At 43.9% G+C, this 22146-nt stretch carries 13 protein-coding genes and 1 pseudogene; 7 read left to right on the forward strand and 7 right to left on the reverse strand.

Going from position 1 to position 22146, the window contains the following annotated elements; genetic code table 11:
- Window positions 1–52 precede the first annotated feature (52 nt).
- Window positions 53–2332 carry an NADP-dependent oxaloacetate-decarboxylating malate dehydrogenase gene (maeB, locus tag AAC852_RS06805; RefSeq protein ID WP_340620369.1) on the reverse strand — a complete coding sequence of 760 codons (2280 nt, stop codon included), beginning with the start codon at window positions 2330–2332 and terminating at the stop codon, window positions 53–55.
- Between the two features lie 553 nt (window positions 2333–2885).
- Between maeB and AAC852_RS06810 the strand changes: the two genes are divergently transcribed.
- The 5 genes from AAC852_RS06810 (at window position 2886) to AAC852_RS06830 (ending at window position 6492) form a co-directional block, all read left to right on the forward strand.
- Window positions 2886–3521, forward strand: coding sequence for a response regulator (locus AAC852_RS06810; RefSeq protein WP_340620370.1), 636 nt, complete (start codon window positions 2886–2888; stop codon window positions 3519–3521).
- A 456-nt stretch (window positions 3522–3977) separates the two neighbouring features.
- Window positions 3978–4439, forward strand: a complete 462-nt coding sequence (locus AAC852_RS06815) for an ArsC family reductase (protein WP_340620371.1) — start codon at window positions 3978–3980, stop codon at window positions 4437–4439.
- Window positions 4440–4450: 11 nt separating this feature from the next.
- Entirely contained in the window at window positions 4451–5578 is a 1128-nt protein-coding gene (gene dapE, locus AAC852_RS06820; RefSeq protein WP_340620372.1) for a succinyl-diaminopimelate desuccinylase, read from the forward strand.
- Window positions 5575–6252 (forward strand): M15 family metallopeptidase, encoded by a 678-nt coding sequence (locus AAC852_RS06825; RefSeq protein WP_340620373.1) that lies wholly within the window; start codon window positions 5575–5577, stop codon window positions 6250–6252. Before dapE ends, AAC852_RS06825 begins: the two co-directional genes overlap by 4 nt.
- A 30-nt stretch (window positions 6253–6282) precedes the next feature.
- Window positions 6283–6492 carry a YpfN family protein gene (locus tag AAC852_RS06830; protein WP_340620374.1) on the forward strand — a complete coding sequence of 70 codons (210 nt, stop codon included), beginning with the start codon at window positions 6283–6285 and terminating at the stop codon, window positions 6490–6492.
- Here AAC852_RS06830 and AAC852_RS06835 read toward each other — a convergent pair.
- Window positions 6422–8698, reverse strand: coding sequence for a tRNA(Met) cytidine acetyltransferase TmcA (locus tag AAC852_RS06835; RefSeq protein ID WP_340620375.1), 2277 nt, complete (start codon window positions 8696–8698; stop codon window positions 6422–6424). The genes AAC852_RS06830 and AAC852_RS06835 overlap by 71 nt on opposite strands.
- Complete coding sequence (locus tag AAC852_RS06840; protein ID WP_340620376.1) at window positions 8695–9147, reverse strand: DUF441 domain-containing protein; 453 nt, start codon at window positions 9145–9147, stop codon at window positions 8695–8697. Before AAC852_RS06840 ends, AAC852_RS06835 begins: the two co-directional genes overlap by 4 nt.
- 263 nt (window positions 9148–9410) lie before the next feature.
- Here AAC852_RS06840 and AAC852_RS06845 point away from each other — a divergent pair, with 263 nt between their 5' ends.
- Complete coding sequence (locus AAC852_RS06845) at window positions 9411–9788, forward strand: hypothetical protein (protein WP_340620377.1); 378 nt, start codon at window positions 9411–9413, stop codon at window positions 9786–9788.
- 134 nt (window positions 9789–9922) lie between these two features.
- Here AAC852_RS06845 and purC read toward each other — a convergent pair whose 3' ends face one another.
- From purC to dapA, 3 genes are all read right to left on the reverse strand, one after another.
- Window positions 9923–10636 carry a phosphoribosylaminoimidazolesuccinocarboxamide synthase gene (gene purC / locus AAC852_RS06850; protein ID WP_340620378.1) on the reverse strand — a complete coding sequence of 238 codons (714 nt, stop codon included), beginning with the start codon at window positions 10634–10636 and terminating at the stop codon, window positions 9923–9925.
- 104 nt (window positions 10637–10740) lie between these two features.
- A complete protein-coding gene (gene bamC / locus AAC852_RS06855; protein ID WP_340620379.1) occupies window positions 10741–11787 on the reverse strand; it encodes an outer membrane protein assembly factor BamC in 1047 nt (348 codons plus the stop codon).
- A gap of 16 nt (window positions 11788–11803) precedes the next feature.
- Window positions 11804–12703, reverse strand: a complete 900-nt coding sequence (dapA, locus tag AAC852_RS06860) for a 4-hydroxy-tetrahydrodipicolinate synthase (RefSeq protein WP_340620380.1) — start codon at window positions 12701–12703, stop codon at window positions 11804–11806.
- Between the two features lie 246 nt (window positions 12704–12949).
- Between dapA and AAC852_RS06865 the strand changes: the two genes are divergently transcribed.
- Window positions 12950–13507, forward strand: a complete 558-nt coding sequence (locus AAC852_RS06865) for a glycine cleavage system transcriptional repressor (RefSeq protein ID WP_340620381.1) — start codon at window positions 12950–12952, stop codon at window positions 13505–13507.
- Window positions 13508–13620: 113 nt separating this feature from the next.
- Here the strand turns inward: AAC852_RS06865 and AAC852_RS19935 are convergent.
- Window positions 13621–22146 (reverse strand): annotated as a pseudogene (locus AAC852_RS19935) (amino acid adenylation domain-containing protein); the annotation flags it as partial.

Here is a 22146-nt window from a genome sequence, read left to right on the forward strand (position 1 = left end):
GCTTACTTATTCATCCTGTTTATTACTTCAACCAGGAATCAATACGAATGAGTTATAGAGGGTCCGTTTGTGCTTCAACCACGGCCAATGCCACCATGTTAACAATGCGACGAACAGAAGCGATCGGGGTCAGTACATGTACTGGCTTTGAAACCCCCATCAATACCGGGCCAACCGTTACACCATCTGAGCCGGTAACACGTAATAAGTTATAACTAATACGTGCCGCTTCCATATTCGGCATAATCAATAGATTAGCAGAGCCTTTTAATGGACTGTCAGGCATGATGTCACGACGAATACTTTCTACCAAGGCCGCATCACCATGCATTTCACCATCAATTTCCAGTGACGGAGCCATTTGCTGTACCAGTTCCAGCGTCTTACGCATTTTTTGTGCAGAAGCACAATCAGAAGAACCAAAACTTGAACGCGATAATAAAGCAACCTTTGGTTCAATACCGAAGCGACGTACAGTTTCAGCCGCCATCAGTGTGATCTCAGCCAATTCCTCTGGTGTCGGATCTTCATTGACATAAGTGTCAGCAATAAAGGTATTCCCCATTGGCAACAATAAGGCATTCATTGCACCAGCTGTACACGCTCCTTGACGGAAACCAAGGACATCTTTTATAACTTGATAGTGTTCACCATAGCTGCCAACCGTACCACAAATTAGGCCATCCGCTTCACCACGATGTACCATGATGGCTCCGATCAATGTCGGATTACCAATAACTGCACGACGAGCCTGTTCCTGAGAAACACCCCGGCGTTTCATCAGTTGGTAATATTCCTGCCAGTATTCTTTGAAGCGCGGGTCATTTTCGTTGTTGACCACTTCAAAATCTTTACCAGCTTCAATATGAAGCCCTTGCTTTTTGATACGCATCTCAATCACACTTGGGCGACCAATCAGGACAGGGAATGCCAATCCGAGAGATACGAGTTCCTGAGTTGCATGCAGCACCCGAATATCTTCCCCTTCCGCCAATACAATGCGTTTCTTCTCTTTTTTCGCCTGAGCGAAAATCGGCTTCATAAATAAGTTGGTTTTGTAGACAAACTCACTCAGTTTTTCAATATAAGCGCCAAAATCAGTAATAGGACGTGTTGCAACACCAGAGTCCATCGCCGCTTTCGCTACAGCAGGCGCAATTTTTACAATCAGTCGTGGATCAAATGGCTTTGGTATGATGTATTCAGGGCCAAAGAACAGATCCTGATCGCCATATGCAGAAGCAACTTCCTGACTCTGTTCAGCCAATGCCAGATCTGCAATTGCATGCACACAGGCCAGTTTCATCTCTTCATTAATGGTGGTTGCCCCAACATCCAGTGCGCCACGGAAGATGAATGGGAAGCAGAGCACATTGTTAACTTGATTAGGATAATCAGAACGGCCAGTGCAAATAATCGCATCAGGACGCACAGCTTTTGCCAGTGGTGGCAAAATCTCAGGTTCCGGATTTGCCAAAGCCATAATGAGCGGATCTTTCGCCATGGTTTTGACCATCTCTGGTGTCAGAACACCCGGTCCGGAACATCCGAGGAAAATATCAGCATCAGGAATTACATCAGCGAGTGTGCGGCTACCGTTATCTTCAATAGCATAATCAGCTTTGGTTTTTTCCATGTTTTCTTCGCGACCACGATAGATAACACCTTTCGAGTCACAAACAACAATATTTTCACGTTTTAAGCCCAAAGCCACCAGCAGATTCATACAAGCAATGGATGCCGCACCCGCACCAGACACTACCATACGCACTTTACTGATGTCTTTATTAACAACACGCAATCCGTTAAGTACTGCCGCAGTACAAATAATTGCCGTACCATGCTGATCATCATGGAATACAGGAATTTTCATCCGCTCACGAAGTTTCTGTTCAATGTAGAAACATTCTGGCGCTTTGATGTCTTCAAGGTTGATACCACCAAAAGTCGGCTCCAATGCCGCAATGATATCGATTAATTTATCAGGATTGGACTCATCAATTTCAATGTCAAAAACATCAATGCCAGAGAATTTTTTGAATAGCACCCCCTTCCCTTCCATGACAGGTTTACCCGCCAATGCCCCGATATTACCCAGCCCCAATACGGCACTACCATTGGAGATAACAGCCACCAGATTACCACGTGCAGTATATTTATAAGCCGCCAATGGATTTTCGGCTATTTCAAGACAAGGAGCTGCGACACCGGGCGAATATGCTAAGGCTAAATCACGCTGTGTAGTCAGCGGCTTAGTCGGAGTAACAGTGATTTTCCCCGGTTGCGGGAATTCATGAAAATCAAGGGCACTTTGTTTTAATTTTTCGTCCATCGTCTGATCCTTTGTGAGTCATGTCTAAATAAAAATCTGCTCAGTATAATAGTTAAGGAAGGTTAGATCATGATACTAACAATATTTTTGTTAATAGCCACTGGAAAAAATGATCATAAAATGACCTATTAATGGTTTCATATTCGCCAATAGTATATAGAAATACCTCAATTATACTCATAGAGAGGTATTCCCATTTTCCATTCATTAATAACCCACTAAATTAATTAAGAGAGACATCTAAGAAACAACTTAAAATGAGTTTACAAAAACAAAACATAATCTATAAAATAATCGTAGTCATTTGATTTAGAAAATTATTAGCAATTAGGGAAACTCATTTTCTTACGCCTGTGAATTTTATTTCACCTAAATGGATAAACCTGTTTGCGATATTTCTTTTTTTATATCAGGATATATTTTCAGAATCTCTATTATAGATGATTCAATATACTCCATAAAAATCACACAGCTATTTAACATAAAGCAGAATTCTGTTTTTTTATGTTTTATCAAAACATAAGATCTGCATTTCTATTATGGGAGAAGGAACATGCATAATCATACAGTCATGATAGTCGATAATCATCCTATCATTCGTCATGGTTTAAAAGGGTTGGTTGAATCAGAGCGCGAACTCATTGTGACTGCTGAGACAGATAACGGCGAAGATGCCATTAATATCGCTTGCCAAATAAAACCAGATATTATTTTAATGGGGTTGGAAATCAACGGCTTTTCCGGGATTGATACGATTAAGTCGCTCCGCCGCAAAGGGCTTGATTCCTACGTTCTGGTACTTTCTGATTCAGCTAACCGAAGCGACGTTTATGATGCTGTTGATGCAGGTGCGAATGGTTATTTATTAAAAGATATTGAACTAACCCCCCTGCTGGTTAACATAAAAAAAGCTGTAGACGGGCAAGCAGTATACAGTGAAAAAGTTTACCAATATTTATCTACTCGTCATCTTTATGTTGATCCTTTATCAAAATTAACTAAACGTGAATTAGACGTTTTAAAAGAAATCTCAGAAGGGATGACGAATAAAGAAATTGCTGATTTTCTTTTTATCTCAGAAGAAACTGTGAAAGTTCATACCCGTAACTTATTGAAAAAACTTAAATCCCGCTCCCGTCTCGAAGCTACCATCATCTATCTGAAACATAGAAAAGCAGATTTAATATAACACTTGATAGTCAATCTCTATAATAGAGAGACACAATTTCCCTGTTGATAAAAATCAGGGAAATTGTGAATTAAAACAGATAAAAGTTAATTATAATTAATTCAATATAATTCATAGTCAATTATATTATAATAAATACAATTATTGTATTTATTCGAAACTAATATTTTGTAATTAATTTATTTATGAAATATATATATGGAAATTATGCCTGATGGTTCTTAAATTACCGTATGTTGTTGAATGAGTATAAGCAGCCAGAACATTATTTGACAGACAACCAGGCAAAATACAGAGTTTGGTTCAGCCAGAGTATATGAAAGGTTCGTGTTATCTGGATAAAATGGCAAATTTGCCGCATTATACCCAAAGGACTTCAAGATGTGACCAACAAAGCGGCAACCTGGCAAATGACAAGTCTATGCCGGATATGTAAACAAAACTAAGGATCTCATAATGTCAGATACCACTCCTCAAAAAACATTCACTCTGTACGGTATCAAAAATTGCGATACTGTGAAGAAAGCACGTCGTTGGTTAGAAGATCAAGAGATCCCATATCAATTTCATGACTACCGTGTTGATGGCTTATCTCCAGAACTACTGCAAATATTCATTGAACAAGTGGGTTGGGAAGCTTTACTGAATACCCGCGGCACAACCTGGCGCAAATTGACTAATGAGCAGAAATCCACTATCAACAACGCTGAAACAGCTAAGGCACTGATGCTGGAACAGCCCGCTATCATTAAACGCCCACTGTTAGTTTCAAAACCAGTAATAGTTTCAAAACCAGTAACCTCAAAACCATCAGCATCGGAAGCAATAGCATCAGCAACAGAAAGCTACTTACTGGGTTTCAAGGCTGAACAATACCAACAGTTTTTTTCTCATGATTGTTCTCTTACGGCTAAATAAGGGATTACATAATGACTTGTCCAGTGATTGAACTGACTCAGGAATTAATTAAGCGGCCTTCCGTCAGCCCCGATGATCAGGGCTGTCAGGAACTTTTGATCCAACGTCTGCAAAATGTAGGTTTTACAATAGAAAGGATGCCTTTCGGTGATACTCTGAACTTCTGGGCCTATCGTGGAAGCGGGGTAACCTTTGCTCTCGCAGGGCATACTGACGTTGTCCCCGCGGGTGATACCTCTGAATGGCAAAGCCCACCATTCGAGCCAATTATCCGTAACGGTATGTTGTATGGTCGTGGTGCAGCAGATATGAAAGGCTCCTTGGCTGCGATGGTAGTTGCGGCAGAACGCTTTGTTGCTGATAACCCTAATCATCAGGGCCGCCTTGCTTTTTTGATGACTTCAGATGAAGAAGCTAATGCAGTAAATGGCACTGTCAAAGTTGTTGAAACATTAATGTCACGCCATGAACGACTGGATTATTGCCTGGTAGGCGAGCCTTCCAGCCAGAAACGTCTCGGTGATATGATCAAAAATGGACGCCGTGGCTCCCTGACCGCCAATGTAACCCTTCACGGCATTCAAGGGCATGTTGCATATCCTCAATTCGCTGATAATCCTATTCACCACTCACTCCCCTTCCTACAGGAGTTAGTTAATACTCAATGGGACGACGGTAATGAATTCTTCCCTGCCACCAGTATGCAAATCGTGAATATTCTGGCAGGTACGGGAAGCAATAATGTCATACCGGGTAAATTGCAGGTTCAGTTTAATTTCCGTTTCAGTACCGAATTGACAGACACCGAGATCCGCCAGCAGGTCGAAGATATGCTGAAAAAATATGAGCTAACACATGAAATCGAATGGTGGTTATCCGGTCAGCCTTTCCTGACCTGTAAAGGGAAACTTGTTGATGTTACGGTTGAAGCCATCAAACATTATTGCGGATATCAGCCAGAATTATCGACAAGCGGCGGCACATCTGACGGGCGCTTTATTGCCAAAATGGGCGGGCAGGTTGTGGAATTGGGGCCTCTTAATGCAACTATTCACAAAACAAATGAATGTGTCAGCGTGTCTGATTTACAGGAATTAAGCCTGATCTATCAACGTATTATGGAGCAATTAATCAAATGATGACGCCTGAAATGCTGACTGGTGTATCAACAGATCACTTGGTGACACTATCTGGTAATCATCGTTTACAATTTGATGCCACCAAAGCATTCCTTGCCATGCAACGAGACGCTGCCAGGGCAGGCTTTAAGTTACAGCCCGCCAGCTCTTTTCGTGATTTCATACGCCAACAAACTATCTGGAATGAAAAATTTCGGGGTCAACGACCAGTATTAGATGTCAACAGCCAGCTTCTTGATATTACTCAAATGACCGAAGGAGAAATTTGTGAAGCTATTCTCCGTTGGTCTGCCTTACCAGGGGCCAGCCGTCATCATTGGGGAACTGAGCTGGATATTTATGATCCTTTTCTGCTGCCACAAGGCAAACAGTTATTATTGGAACCGTGGGAATATGAAGATGGTGGTTATTTTGAACCACTATCTGATTGGTTAACTGAAAATATGTCACGTTATGATTTCTATCGGCCATTTACCCATGCCACGGTGCGAGGTGTGTCTTATGAACCATGGCATATTAGTTACTGGCCGCTGTCTCACGAAGCCGAAAGTTTATTCAATGAACACGTTTTATTAGACGTCTGGCAGGATCGTGACATTGCCGGCGTTAATTGGTTGATTGCAAACCTCTCCTATGTTTTTGAAAAATACATCAAAAAAATAGAAGAGATTTAAGGACAATCATAATATTTAGAGGAACCTGTTATGCACTGGCTAATGGATTATTGGTGGGTAGTTCTGTTGTTACTCGCAGGCATTATTATCAATGCGATAAAAGAACTGAGCCGTATCAATACAAAGCGTTTTTTGGATAACAAACCTGAACTCCCTCCTCACCGGGATCTTAACGCTGCATGGGATGATGAGAATGACTGGCCCCAGGCGGCTGGCAAGAAGACAAATCACAAGAAATAACTCGACCTTTCCATTGCCTGGCAAGTGTTTCATCAATACTTGCCAATGCACTTGCTGTCTCTTCTCGCCAGCATTTTAACAACGCTTTACGTCCATTCAGAGACAAATTACTCACACATTGCTCAATCTCGATCTTCTGTTGGAGGTGTTTTCTCAATGCAGGCAGAGCCAAATCATTTGCTAACAATAAACGTTGCAAAGCAAAATAAGAAGCGGATAAAGGGCGATGTGCAAATGCAAAACCCGCCAGCTCTTGCCAATCATTCTCATTAAGTTGATTATCATCTTGATGAACAATAGGCAAAACAAACCCAATCAATGGCTCCAACCAATTCGCATCACGGGATAATTGTTGCTGTGCAGACTGAGCAAGCCGTATCCCTTGTTCACTCAACGGCAAAATAGCCATCGCGGTATAGCAACCGCTGCTCGCTTCAAGGTGTGTTCCCATCCGCACTAGTCGAAAACCGCATTTTTGCCAAAGTGCCCAAAGTTCAGCAGTGTAACCAAAACTGACCGACAAGAAGTCCAGGTTTTGCTCGTGTGCTGACTGACATTGTTGAGTAATCAAACACTGCGCGATGCCAAGACGACGATATTGTGCTTGTACAGCAATACGACTGACTCTTTGTGATCGCATTGTAGCAGCCTGAGGAAAACCACTGTGCGCTGCCAGCGATTGAGCCACCAGATTTCCCCTTGGACGGCGGCGGCCAGCCCATATTTCATGTGCCAGTGCCGGTGACAACCCTCCTTCATTCACCATCCACAGTGCACCAATCAGATGTGGGTTATCATGCATAACACAAGAAGACATAGCAGCCAGAAATGTCATTCCATTGCCATCCAACAAACGACGCAAATCAAGAGGAGAAGTTCGATAATGGGCACTTGTTAATAACCCATAGAACTGGCGCAATAACCAAGGTTGTTGTAACCACGTTGCTTGTTCAATGAAATTGAAGGATAAGTTTTTTTCAATATCAAAATGAGTCACTTGTTGAGAAAACAATCGGCTATCATCAATACCGCTATCAAATAACAATGCGCTATCCAGCCATGTTTCTAATGGATCATTTTCGGCCCAGCGCATCGGTGTTTTCAGCTCTCTGATATGACAATCGGGTAAAGCAGAACAGAATTTCAATAAAAATCCTCGTCCGGTGCCTTCATAACCCTGTACAGTCGTAGTTAATAGTACACGTGGGAAATGCCGAATAAGTTCCGCTAACTGTGGAATTGGAATTGCAGCCGCCTCATCAATTAAAAGCCAGTCTGCCGCTATCTTCTGTTCTGCACTATTGTTGTCTATTACCTTGTTGTCTATGATCTTGTTGCCTGTGCTCTGACATTCTTTCAATCGAAGAAATTTCAGTAAGTTATCGGCCGACCAGAATTGTGTTTCCCGTTCACTAGAACCAGTATCAGAATGATCAAAATCGCCGGAATAACAACGAATAACTTCTGTCGTTACTTTTGCTGGTGCACATAACCAACATTTTCCTTGCCACTGACGCACCAACATTCCGGCAAGCGCAGACTTTCCTCGCCCACGCGGTGCAGTGATCACCCAAACACCTTGTGAAACTTGTAACAACTGTTCAAGGATCAACTGCTGACTGATTGTCGGATTACCATCTGGCATGTTCCACGGCTGAGTTTGAGGCAATAACTCCGGCTGAAAAGACGTTTCTTGCCGCCATAATAAACAATTCGGAGAAGTAAGGAGTTGCCATTGAATATGCTGAATAAAGCGTGGTGTGGGGATCACACCAGCAGACTCATTCCAGCGGGAGCTATCTTCATCTGGCAAATTAGCCCATTGTTTCCAGACAGGGACGCGCATCACCAGCCAGCTTCCTGCTTTCAGTGTCCCCGCCAGTATCGCTAGCGCTTCAGCATTAAAGCCACGGGTTGCATCAAAAACCCCATGTAAAAATTCTCTTCCCAATAAACCAACCGATTTTGTCGGTTCAACAGCATTTGTGGGTTCAACAACACCATGAGTTTTAATCGTATCGGAAGTGTTGATAACATCATAAGCGTTGGAAGTCATTGTGATCCAATCTCCCTGAAACACCCCTTTCAAATAAGTGACGATCTGTTCACTCCACTGACTCTCACCGCTTAATACCAGCAAACGGCGCTGTCCTTGTCGTTGCATTTGTTCTTGCAACGCTCTCCATTTCAAATCCAGTTCTGTCATGATTTGCCAATTACAATGGACAATATGCCTGCCGCAATCAATGGGCCGACCGGAACGCCTTTAAACAATGCTACACCTAACACCGTACCAACCAATAATCCCGCGACTGTAGCAGGTTGATTTGACATCAGGGATACACCCCGGCTACCTAGCCACGACACAAGAACACCGACGACAATAGCGAGCAACGATTTCCAATTTAGGAATGAGCTGAAAATTTCTTGTACAGAAATTTTCCCACTGGCGATAGGAGCCATGACTCCTACTGTGAGAATCAAAATACCCAGTGTTAAACCATACTTTTCGACCCAAGGGAAAAATTGATTCAGTGGGGTAATGCGGACGACCAGCAAAAACAACATGGCCAATGTTACCGTCATGTTATGGCTAATAATACCAAGCCCAGCCAGTACTAATAAGATAAGTAAAGTGGGATCAATCTGACTCATAAATTCCCTGTTTTCTATAAACCTGTTTTCTACAAAAATAGAAGATCATGCTTTTGACAGTAACCAATGTATTAATTATATGACACAGAGCAGAATAATAGCCTAATTGTCTGGCATGTCAGCAAACCTATTGATGTTCGGTAGAAATATACCAACGAATAACTATATTTTCATAATAAAATAGTTGCTAAGATATCCTTAATCTTTCAAGTTACCTCTATGATAGATATTAATGATTTTATTAAGGTGAATGCGGAAAGGTTGTGGGGAATACCTCGCAAACAGGATGCGTTCTTACAGGAAATATGAAAAAATCAGCGCTTTTAATCACTATAAGTATGCTATTAACAGGTTGTACCACTCAATGGGTACCCGCAAGGAGTAATCCCACACCTTTTCACGAAGCAAATGCAGAGTGTAATATAAGCGCTATGCAACAATTTCCAGTGAAAAACGAAGTGGCTCAAACCTCCCACCTTCAAACAGTCAAAAATTCCTGTGGTAAAGATTGTTTTTATGAACAAAGTGTTCCTATGACCCAAAGTTATATCATTGATGTCAACACACGCCCCAGGAATCAGGTTTACCACTTTTGTATGCAGCAAAAAGGCTGGCAACAAAAAACAAAATACCTGCTGTAACCCGTGGCAACTAATACATAATTGCTTTCATACACTTTATTTTTCAAGTTGCAGCTTTATTAGCTGCAACTTGAAATTTATTGGATATAGATATTGCCAATTAGCTACATCCATTTAAGTAATCGTTTGCGTTATCAGTCTAAAATAATGCCTATACGGTGAGCTACCTCTTCATACGCTTCAACTAAGCCACCAAGACTTTGGCGAAAACGATCTTTATCCATTTTATCCATCGATTGCTTATCCCATAAACGACTACCATCTGGTGAAAACTCATCACCCAATACGATTTTCCCTTTGTACAGACCAAATTCCAGCTTAAAGTCCACCAATATTAAACCGGCATCATCAAATAATTGACTTAAAACTTCATTGGCCTTGTAACTCAGACGCTTCATCTCAGCTAAGTGTTCCTTGCTGACCCAGCCGAATGTTTCGCAATACGATTCATTAACCATCGGATCATGTCTGGCATCATCTTTCAGGAACAAATCAAACAAAGGTGGATTCAGAACCATCCCCTCTTCCACACCGAGACGTTTCACCAGTGAACCTGCCGCACGATTACGAATAACACATTCAACAGGCACCATATTCAGTTTTTTGACCAGAGATTCATTCTCTGATAACAACTGTTCCATCTGGGTCGGAATACCTGCTTCTTCCAATTTACGCATAATGAAATAGTTGAATTTATTATTCACCATTCCTTTACGATCAAACTGTTCAATGCGTTCACCATCCAATGCTGATGTATCATTACGGAATTCCAGCACAAGCAGATCAGGATTATCAGTAGCGTATACTGTTTTTGCCTTTCCACGATACAACTCAGCTTTTTTCTGCATATTACACTCCAGAGATGCGACATCTTTAAACGGAAAATTAAACAAAACATCTAACCTAAAACATTTCACTCAAATATATAAAGGGGCTTAAGCCCCTTTATATGTTATTTGTTTGTGGTCTTACTAAATGCTGCTTGCAGCACCGCGACCATTTGATCATTTTCGGATTGAGTCAGTGGCTTACCTTTCTCGCTAATAAATTGCAAACTGCTTCGGTTATCCAGATCACCTACCTGTAATTTGTAGTTTCCTGTACTGATAGTCGGTGCCTCAACACCTAATGCTTCCCAACCTGAAGAAGATAATTCCTTATACGTTAGCGCTATCGCGCCAGTCGAACGGGTGCGATCGGTAACTTGCATACCGATGCTTTCCAATGCATATGGCAGCCTGTTCCAGACCGTATTGTATGGTGCACGGACAATAATTCGTGGCAACCCTGTGTTATCACTACCGCTCTGTACCACCAAAGCACCAGTATATGGAGTGCCCTTCTGAGCCAACAATTCTTGTTGTTCACTCAAACCACTAACCAGTTCGTTAAGCATTAATACGTTGTAATACTGGATTTCCAATGGATTGTTGACAACCTTGCCGTTATGTTCCAAACCTGCATTTGAAACAGTCAAGGTTATTTGATAACCCTGCTGAGCAACCGAAATATGGTAACGTCCCTTATAAGGAACATTTTCATCTGACCGTGGCCACAAAATCCAGTCAGTTGTCAACGTCTTAGTGGCATCATTTCGTTGACTGACCTGATAACCTTTCTTAGCTAAGAAACTATTCACTTGTGACCACAATTTGCTGTATTCAGGCGTATTTTCAAGCAACAGCTTACTGCTTTGTGCACTATTTTCAACACGCGATCCTGTCAATAACGCCAACGCCTGCAATGGTGGACGTATATCAACAGCTTTTCCAGTAGCTCCTTGTGAAGCCACTGGAGGAATATCATATTCACTATTTTGTAGTGGTAAGTTCATCCCAGCGGGAATATTTAATATCTTCAGAGGAGGAGTTTCAAGATAAGACTCATCCCCACTTACCTGACGTTTATAGCGCTGATCGCTGGAGCAGGCTGCCAGCAAAACGACCAATGACAGGCCAGCAACCTTCATGACCTTCGATTTTTGCAATAATGTTGCCATTAAAATTCCCTAAATTTTACAATAATTCAGCCACTTTCAAGGCATTCTCAACTGAAATTTGCCCTTCTTGCGTCAATGAAATCATTGGCAGACGCAATGTATCATCGGCAATTAACCCCAGTTTATGACAGGCCCATTTAGCTGGCGCCGGGCTAGGTTCAACAAATAATTTATGATGCAATTCCATCAGTCGGCTGTTCAGGCTACGCGCTTTCGCAAATTCACCGCGACGAGCCAACTCACAAATTTGTGCCATTTCTGCGGCGGCCACATTCGTTGTTACAGAAATAACCCCTTTTCCACCAAGATGCATGAAATCGAGAAAACTTATATCATCACCACTTAGCAGAATGAAATTTTCATCATTAACCAATTCTCGGATCTGACTGACACGACTTAAGTTCCCTGTTGCTTCCTTAATTGCGACAATATTTTTCAATTTCGCCAAGCGTGCAACAGTCGATGGCAGCAAATCACATCCAGTACGAGATGGTACATTATACAGAATTTGTGGTAAGTCGGTATTCTCAGCTATCGCTTTATAGTGCTGATATAAACCTTCCTGTGATGGTTTATTATAATAAGGTGTCACAGACAGGCAACCAACAACTCCCGTATTTTCAAAGCATCGGGTCAGCGAAATTGCTTCCGCAGTCGCATTTGCGCCTGTTCCGGCAATAATCGGAATACGGCCATCAGCTAATTCAAGTGTTGTCAGTACAACATCTACATGCTCATCATGGGTAAGTGTGGCACACTCTCCGGTTGTCCCAACAGAAACAATTGATGATGTACCACTGGCGACATGATAATCAATCAATTTTTTCAAACTGGCTTTGTCAACCTGACCAGTTGAATCCATCGGTGTGATTATTGCAACCATACTGCCCGTAAAATCGAAGTGACCACTCTCCATTACCATTTCCTCTTAACTGAACCTTACACTGCAAACAAGAAAATCATGGTACTTTCTTGTCATAAGGAAGGAAACTCTTTAACCATACGATTTCAATGAATTTTGTTAATACCAAGTGTAGACGATTAAACAGAGATTATAATCATGCTCTTTCTCCCATAAATGCCATTGACCTTCTTCTGATCATTTTTTATGTTTAATAACGACATGTATAGCAGACATCTACCCTGGATAAGGAAAATCGCTTTGCCAAAATCAAAACAACATTTTTTAGTGATCACCGCTCTCGGCGCAGATCGCCCTGGTATTGTCAATACTATTACCCGCCTTGTTAATACATGCGGCTGTAATATTGAGGACAGCCGTCTGGCAATGTTTGGCGAAGAATTTACCTTTATCATGTTGCTATCTGGTAGCTGGAACTCGATTACCTTGATTGAATCCACTCTACCCCAAAGCGCGGCTAAACTTGAATTACTTGTTGTGATGAAACGTACTCGCAGCGGCGCTCAGACAAAATTTCCTTCAATGGTTTCAGTCCGGGTAGATGTAGATGATTCTCCCGGTATTGTTGAACGTTTCACTAATCTGTTCACAACCCAGAATTTCAATATTGCTGAACTGGTATCAAAAACCCATCCGGTTGATGAAAATATGCCCGCTCGTTTGCAGATCCAAATTACAGGCCATAATCCACTGGATGATAATGGGACTGTATTTAAAGAAACCTTTTATCGCCTGTGCACCGAATTGAATGCGCAAGGCAGTATTAATGTGCAGGAAGCGTTGGATGGTAAGGCTTGAATACACTCGGCCACGACAGGAATTGGTCCCAGAGCAGATTTTCCGCATGAACATTTTTGGTTAAAATCCCACCTTACTTTATCGAATAAAAATAAGGTGGGATCACCGGATACTTACCTTGCTAACGCCGTATTGAGCGCCTGAGATAAAACAATTCTATTTTCTTTCTCTTCAAATAAACTGGAATGATTACCAGGTATAGCAATCAATCGCATTAAAGAAGCTGACATCACTTCACTCCATCCTAATGAACAGTCCATAATTAAAGACGTCTGTTCGAAGTCTGTGGAAACTGACATAGATGAAGGTATAGAAGGTATCAAAGGCATAGCAGGAGAAGTATCCATCGCATAGAACTGATGTAACGTCACTGTCAATGCTTCTGGCACATAATCTTTCACTATTTGCGCATAATTTTCTCTCTGTTCCATCTGTTTTGCGGCCAAATCTGAACGCAAATTTGAGGGATACAATCCTAATTTCTGAGCAAACTCAATTAATTGTACCCAATTTAATTCATCAGCTTGTGGATACAATGCTGCTATCGCTTCAGAATGTCTGTTGCCTGATTGCCTTTCCAACTCTGCCAGAAATTGATGTTTCTGCGTTCCCTGTTCCCTGAAACAGTGAGGAGCATATGTATCAATCAGTCCGAGGAAATTGACCTTATCACCACTATTCAACAGTTGCTGAGCAATAGCATAAGCCAGTATCCCACCAGAAGAGTAACCACAAATCCGGTATGGGCCTTCAGGCTGAACGGCTTTCATAAAGGTGATAACTCTGGCGGCCAGCATTTCCATTGTCGATATCAGTTCCTCATTCATAGAGGGCCAGGGTAAGGCATAAATCGGATAACCTGACTGGATATGTTCAGTCACCCCGAAAGCATAGGAATAATCACCTATTCCAGTGGGAACAAAGAATAAAGGCGGCAGTGTTCCGCCAGAACGTACAGTAACTGCCCTGTTTTGTGGCTGAGACAATCCGTCTGATATGATTTTTGCAGCCAGTTCTGCCAGCACTGGGAATTGGAACAGCGCATTCAATGTACAATACAGACCACGTTTTGTTGCAAGGTTTATCATTCTCATAGCAAGTAAGGAATGACCACCCAATACGAAGAAATTATCATACCGGCCCACCTGCTCAACGTTCAGCAACTCTTGCCAAATTGTTGCAAGGGTAATTTCCGTCTCCCCTTGTGGTGCTTCATACACCTGACGGGCAAATGCCGCTTCGCCCGGTGCCGGCAGTGCGTGGCGATCCAGCTTGCCATTTGGTGTTAACGGCAGTGTTTCCAAACGGACAAAGGCTGCCGGCACCATATAATCAGGTAAAAGAGCACTCACATAATTACGCAGATGATTAACCAACTCGTCATCGGGTTTTGCCACGATATAGGCAACCAGACGCTGCTCCTGCCCTTCTCCCAATGCCAGTACCACAGCGTCATTCACTGCCGGATGCTTTGTCAGTATGGTTTCAATTTCTCCTGGCTCTACCCGGAAGCCCCGGATTTTGACCTGATAGTCATTGCGTCCCAGGAATTCCAAATTGCCATCCGGCAAGTAACGCGCCAAATCGCCGGTTCGATACATTCGTGCATCAGGTTTATTACTAAATGGATCAAGCAGGAAACGTTCAGCCGTTAGTTCTGGCCGATTCAGATACCCCCGTGCTACCCCCACTCCACCAATATATATTTCTCCAATACAACCTAATGGCACAGGTTGCCCATATTTATTCAGCAAATAAATACAAGTATTACTTATCGGTTGGCCAATTGAACAAGTATCCTCTGGGGAGAATATCTCCTGACAAGTCGCAATCACGGTATTTTCAGTAGGACCATAAGTATTTAATAACTGTAGGTGGTGGGTTTCCTGTGCAAACCAATCCTGAGTAGCCCGCTTTTTCACCGCCTCGCCACCAATAATGATTAATCGGAGGCAATCCGGTAACTGCAATGTATTATTTCTGGCTGCCAGTTCAGACCAAAACAGGGTCGGTAATGACATGATCGTGATACGGTACTGCCGGGCCAAAGAAATAAATTCTTGTGTAGAAGATAACCAACTATCATTACGTATCACCAACGTAGCCCCATGACATAAGGATGAAAAAAATTCTTCGATTGATGTATCAAATGCAAATGATGAAAATTGCAGCAGCCGGTCTTGCTCTGTGACAGCGTAGATCTGATTAAGACCGAGAATACGTTGATAAACAGCCTGATGTTCCACCATCACCCCTTTCGGTATGCCGGTCGACCCTGAAGTATAAATCACATACGCCAAGTGCTGCGGTGTCAGCGTTGCTACCAATGGATTATCAACCGGTTGCTGGTCGAAAATCGTATTCGGATCAAGTATCACCAAATTAGTAAACCGTTTCCCACCCAATGCTACTTGCCCTATCCTGTCTGCTAATAATACTAACGGGGCTGTGTCAGCCAAAATATGCACCAAACGTTCACTTGGATAAACGGGATCTAGAGGTACATAGGCTCCTCCCGCTTTTAGCACCGCCAGCAATCCCACCACCATAGCTGGTGAACGTGTAACACAAATTGCCACCCGCTGATCCGGTTTTATACCCAATGCAATCAGCCAATGAGCTAACTGATTGGCTCGGATATTTAATTCGGCATAAGTGAAGATTTGTTCTTCATATACTAACGCCGTAGCATCTGGGGTTTTCTCCACCTGTTGTTCAAATAACTGATGAATACATGACGTATTAGGATAAGTTATCTCTGTGACATTCCAGGTTTTTAACAATAGATTCCGTTCCGCTTGTGGCAAAATTTCCAATTCCCGTATCGGGGTTTTGGGCGCTTGTTCAAGGGCTTCCACCAAACTTTCCAGTGCTTGTTGCATATAACTGCATATTCGTTTTGGGTCAAGCGGCTGTACTACTTGAGCCGTTAGGCCCAAAGCATCACCCAGATCCTCTACTGACAACGTTAATGGATAGTTAGTACGCTCCTGTGCGTCAATAAATTCAACATCGACCATCATTTCATCGACAGGGGTTGACGACACATTATGTCGGTAGTTTAGCAATGCACTAAAGAGTGGAATGTCACCCTGTACACCACTGCAACGCTGAGCCAGCGCCAATGACGCATGTTCATGCTCCAACAAGCCAGCTAGCCGGCTATGTGCTATCTGTACACTCTCCCATACGGAGGTCTCATCCATATCCAACCGTAATGGCAAGGTATTGATAAACATCCCCATACCACTATCAGTCCCTTTTCCTCCCGCCATACGCCCAAACAGCACCGTACCAAACACCACCTTTTCCTGCCCACTGGTATGTGATAACACCTGTGCCCAAGCCACGTGACATAACGCCGCTAAACTGATATTCAGGCGTCTGGCCTGATTACGAAGGCGGTCATTCAGAGTAAACGTCAGCATCTGGTGATATTCTGTCATTTGTAAATCACTGCGATACACTTCCGTTAGTCCAAACGGTAATGTTGGCTCTTCCACCTCAACCAGCATATCGGTAAAGAAATGAATATGTTCTTCTTGACTTACCCCCATCCGCACCTGAGCAATCAAATTTCGGAAAGGAACCGGAGCAGGCAGATGCTCCTCTTCACCAGACAGATATGCCCGAACTTCCCGATTCATCACATCCAGTGTCGTATGGTCACCGATCAAGTGATGCTGATGCCTCAATAAGAGCCAACGGCCATCCGGTTTTTCCTGTGCAACCACAAAGCGCAACAACGGTGCCTGTCTCAGATCAAGGCGATAGTGACGTGGATCAAAGCGTTGAGCCAGTTGCTCACTCACCGGGCCATCAGCCAGATCTAATGTCAGTTCCGTGACTGATAAAGAAGCCTGACGCCAGACTACCTGAACCGGAACCGATAAGCCTTGCCAGATAAAAGCGGTACGCAGGATATCATGCCTATCGACTACCCGTTGAACGGCTGTCAAATAACGGTCCAATAAGGCTCTATCAGCGAAAGCTTGTTGAGTTATCAACAGGTAGGTATCCCCTTTATTTTCCAATAAATGGTGGAACAAGATACCATCCTGTAGCGGAGACAAAGCATAGATATCCTGAATATTAGCAAGCCCACCCGGTACTTGCTCAATAATGGAGTCGATGTCAGATTGAGTCAGATCAACCAGAGGTAACATCTCTGGTGTGAGCGTCGTGGTTGCCGAGGTAATGATATTAGGTGGCACTTCCACAACCTGATGCTGACCTAATGACTGAGCCAGTTCAAACAGCACCGGAGACTGAAACAGATCACGTACCGTCAATGCTAAGTCCTCGTGACACAAGCGTTCTACCATTCGTACAGCCAGCAATGAATGACCGCCCAACGCAAAGAAATTATCATATCGATTTATCTGTTCAACACCCAATAACTCCTGCCAAATGGCCGCCAAAGTCGTTTCCAGTTTTCCACTTGGTGCTTCGTAAATCTGGTGAACAAAGGCTTCATTGTTCAGAGCAGGTAATGCCTGACGATCCAATTTTCCGTTTGGCGTCAATGGAAATGCATTCAGTCGTACAAATGCGGTTGGCACCATATAGTCTGGAAAAAGGGTACTCAAATAGGTATACAGACTATTAGGTAACGCCTCATCAGCGTGTGCTACCACATAAGCCACCAAACGTTTATCCTGCCCATCATCTAAAGTTAACACCAGCGCCTCACGTACCAGCGGGTGCTCTTCCAATCGGGTTTCAATTTCACCCGGTTCAATGCGGAAACCACGGATTTTCACCTGCTGGTCATTACGGCCGACAAATACCAGATTGCCATCCGGCAGGTAACGCGCCAAATCTCCGGTGCGGTACATACGTGCCCCCGGTTGATGGCTAAATGGATCATCAGAAAACGTTCCGCTGTCGGCTCAGGGCGATTAAAATAACCGCGGGCTACACCTGTACCACCAATATATAACTCGCCTACCGTTCCCAATGGCACTGGCTGACCATAAGTGTCCAGCAGGTAAACACGCATATTCGCAAGGGGCCGGCCAATGATATTGGCTTGTTCTGTGCTTTCATTCAGGCACGAAATCGTCGTGGTAATTGTCGCTTCTGTCGGCCCATAGCAATTCACCAAAACAGGCCGTTCCTGGTGAACAGATAACCAGCGTTCCAATTCATGATGAGGTATCGTTTCCCCGCCAATACACATGACCCTTAAGCCCTTATAAATACTGCCTTCATTAGCTTCAGCAATGACCCGCCAAAATTGAACCGGAATTGACAGATAACTAATTTGATAAAGTTCACACAGACGCCAGAATTCCTGTGCGCTGGATATCCACTGATTTGTCCGCAATACGAGTTCTGCACCATTAGTTAGTGCACAAAATATTTCTGATGCACAGACATCAAAAGAAGGATTGCAGAACTGCAATATCCGATCAGACGCATTAAACGACCATTTCCTGCTCAGTGCAGTAATTTGATGGACCAGTTGCTGATGTTCAACCATCACGCCTTTTGGTGTACCGGTCGAACCGGAGGTATAAATCACATACGCCAGATGCTGTGGAGTCAGGGCAAGTACCTGTGGATTATGTACCTGTGAATTGAGTACCTGTAGATTGTTCTCCGGCTGATGTGGCAACACATTAGGATCGAGTACCGTTAAATCAGCAATGGCTTTCTCACCCAAGGCAAGACGTCCGGCCTTATCCGCCAGCAGGATAGCAGGCTCTGAATTCGTCAGAATATGCGCCAGGCGTTCACCCGGATAATCAGTATCCAGAGGTACATAGGCTCCGCCCGCTTTCAACACAGCCAACAATCCTGCTACCATCGCTGGTGAACGTGTTACACAAACCACTACCCGCTGATCAGGAGTTATACCCAGTGTGATCAATTGATGTGCTAGCTGGTTAGCCCAGGCATTCAGTTCCGCGTAACTGAATTTTTGTTCTTCATACACGAGCGCTGTTGCATCCGGGGTTTTCGCTGCCTGTTGTTCAAACAACTGATGAATATATAACGTGTCAGAATACGTAGTTTCAGTTGTATTCCACGTTTCCAGCAATAATTTACGTTCCACTGGCGACAAAAGATCGATTTTTCCGACCTGTTGTTGATGGTCAGCCACCATCGCTTGCAATACTGTCTGTAAGTACCCGATATGCCGCTCAATGGTTGGTTGATCAAACAGAGCCGTAGCATAATGCAGTGCTCCAACTATCTGCTCATTCTCCTCAAACAGGCTCAGTTCGAGATCAAATTTAGCTATATTAAAGGCCTGATCCATGGGGGTAACAGCCAGTCCCGGCAGTTCCCAATCCTGGCGTTCGTTGTTTTTCCCGGTCAGGCTTTTCCCGGTAACACTTTGTCCGGTAAAGCTTTGTCCGGTAAAATTCTGCCAGGCAAACATCACCTGAAACAGCGGTGTATGTGCCAGACTACGTGGCGGTTGTACGATTTCCACTACCTGTTCAAACGGCAGGTCCTGATGTTCCTGTGCTGTCAATGCGGTTTGCCTTACGCGCGCAAGTAATTCAGTCACATTCGGTTCATTTGATAAATCAATGCGCAAGGCCAACGTATTAACAAAGAAACCGATCAGGGATTCCACTTCCTGATGGCCGCGGCCTGCACTCGGAGTACCTATAATCAGATCATGCTGACCTGACAAGCGCGACAAAACCGTGGCCCAGGCTGATAACAGCGTCATAAATAAGGTGACACCATGCTGTTTACTCAGGTGCTTGAGGGACTCCGTTAATTCTGTCCCCAGATTAATGGCGATAGCATGCCCGGAAAATGATTGCTCCAATGGACGAGACCGATCAGTCGGTAAGTCCAGCAAAACAGGAGCATTTGCCAACACCGTTTTCCAATAGTCAGACTGAATTTGTACCCGTTCCGATGATAACCACTGACGCTGCCATGCGGCATAATCAGGGTACTGAATCGCCAATGGCAGCAACGGCTCGGTATTTCCTGCCAAAAGAGCCGTATAGAGGGCATTCAATTCACGGATCAGTACGCTTATAGACCAGCCGTCTGACACAATATGATGTTGAGTCAGCAGGAAAATATAATCATCATCATCCAGTTGTATCAATTTAGCGCGGATTAAGGGTCCCTTAACAAGATCAAACGATGCTTCCATTTCCTGTGTACATAAACGCTCAATTTCTTCATCTGCATCAGGTGAATTACGTAGATCATGTTTTTTCATCGGCAGACCAGATGCAGCCGGTAACAGTTCGACCTGAGGTTGGCCATCAATCGTGATAAAGACTGAACGCAGCGCTTCATGGCGAGCAAACAGAGCATCAAGTGCCTGCTGCCAGGCAGTAATATCAAGCTGACCACGCAAGCGCAAAGCCATCGGGATAAAATAAGTGTCACCAACGCCCTCAAATTGTGTCAAAAACCACAGGCGTTGTTGAGCAAATGATAACGGTAAGTGACTCTCACGGGATATTGGCAATATAGCAGGAAGTTTATTACTATATTCACCCAATCGACGTTCACCAAACTGACTTTTCATCTCCTCAGCAAAAGCAGCCAAAATTGGGGATTTAAACAGTGTGGCCAGAGGTAGCTCAATGCCTAAAGTGATTATCCGATTCATCATTTGTATCGCCAGTAATGAATGACCACCTAAGGCAAAGAAATTATCATGCCGACTAATCTGATCAATCCCTAGCAATTCTCGCCAGATAGCCGCCAGGGCAATTTCCATTTCTCCTTGTGGTGCTTCATAGATCTGACGGGCAAAGGCTTTATCGTCTGGTGACGGTAGTGCCCGGCGATCCAGCTTACCGTTCAACGTTAATGGAAGCGCATCCAGACGGACAAAAGCGGCCGGCACCATATAATCCGGTAATAAGGAACTCAGGTGGGCACGCAGGCTGCTCGCCAACCCGTCATCGGTTTCCAACGCCTTCTCTTTTGTGTCCCCCGTTTCCGTTACCACAGTTTCCGTTACCACATAAGCCACCAACCGCTTATCCTGCCCTTCTCCCTGCGCCAACACCACCGATTCCCGCACCATTGGGTGCTCTACTAACCGGGCTTCAATTTCCCCCGGTTCAATACGGAAGCCACGGATTTTCACCTGCTGGTCGTTACGGCCGAGAAACTCCAGATTACCGTCCGGTAGATAACGGGCTAAATCCCCGGTCCGGTACATGCGCGCATCCGGGCACTGGCTGACGATGTGCATCCAACAAATAAATCTGGGTATTCGCCGTTGGACGCCCGATAAGCACCGCGGAATCGGTATAGTCTGACGGACAGTGCCAGACCGTGGCGCACACCGTTATCTCGGTCGGGCCATAGGCATTGAACAGAGTGACCCGGCCACACAGCGCCTGAATTAACGCCGTACTGGGCGCTTCTCCCGCCAATGTCAAGGTGAATTTTTTCGTTAATACCGGTACATCTGCCCCGTCATGAAGCAGAGACGGTGTCAAACAAACATGTGTCAGCGCTTGCGCTTCCAGATAACGCCATAGCTGGATTGGGTCCTGACGCACATAGTCTGTGGGAATAACCAACATGGCACCACTGCACAGTGCCATCATGATTTCCAAGACACTGGCATCAAAACTCAATGAAGCAAACTGCAACATTGGTGTGCCGGTCGAACCGGAGGTGTAAATCACGTA

The sequence above is a fragment of the Xenorhabdus siamensis genome, assembly GCF_037996745.1.
GTDB lineage: Bacteria > Pseudomonadota > Gammaproteobacteria > Enterobacterales > Enterobacteriaceae > Xenorhabdus > Xenorhabdus indica.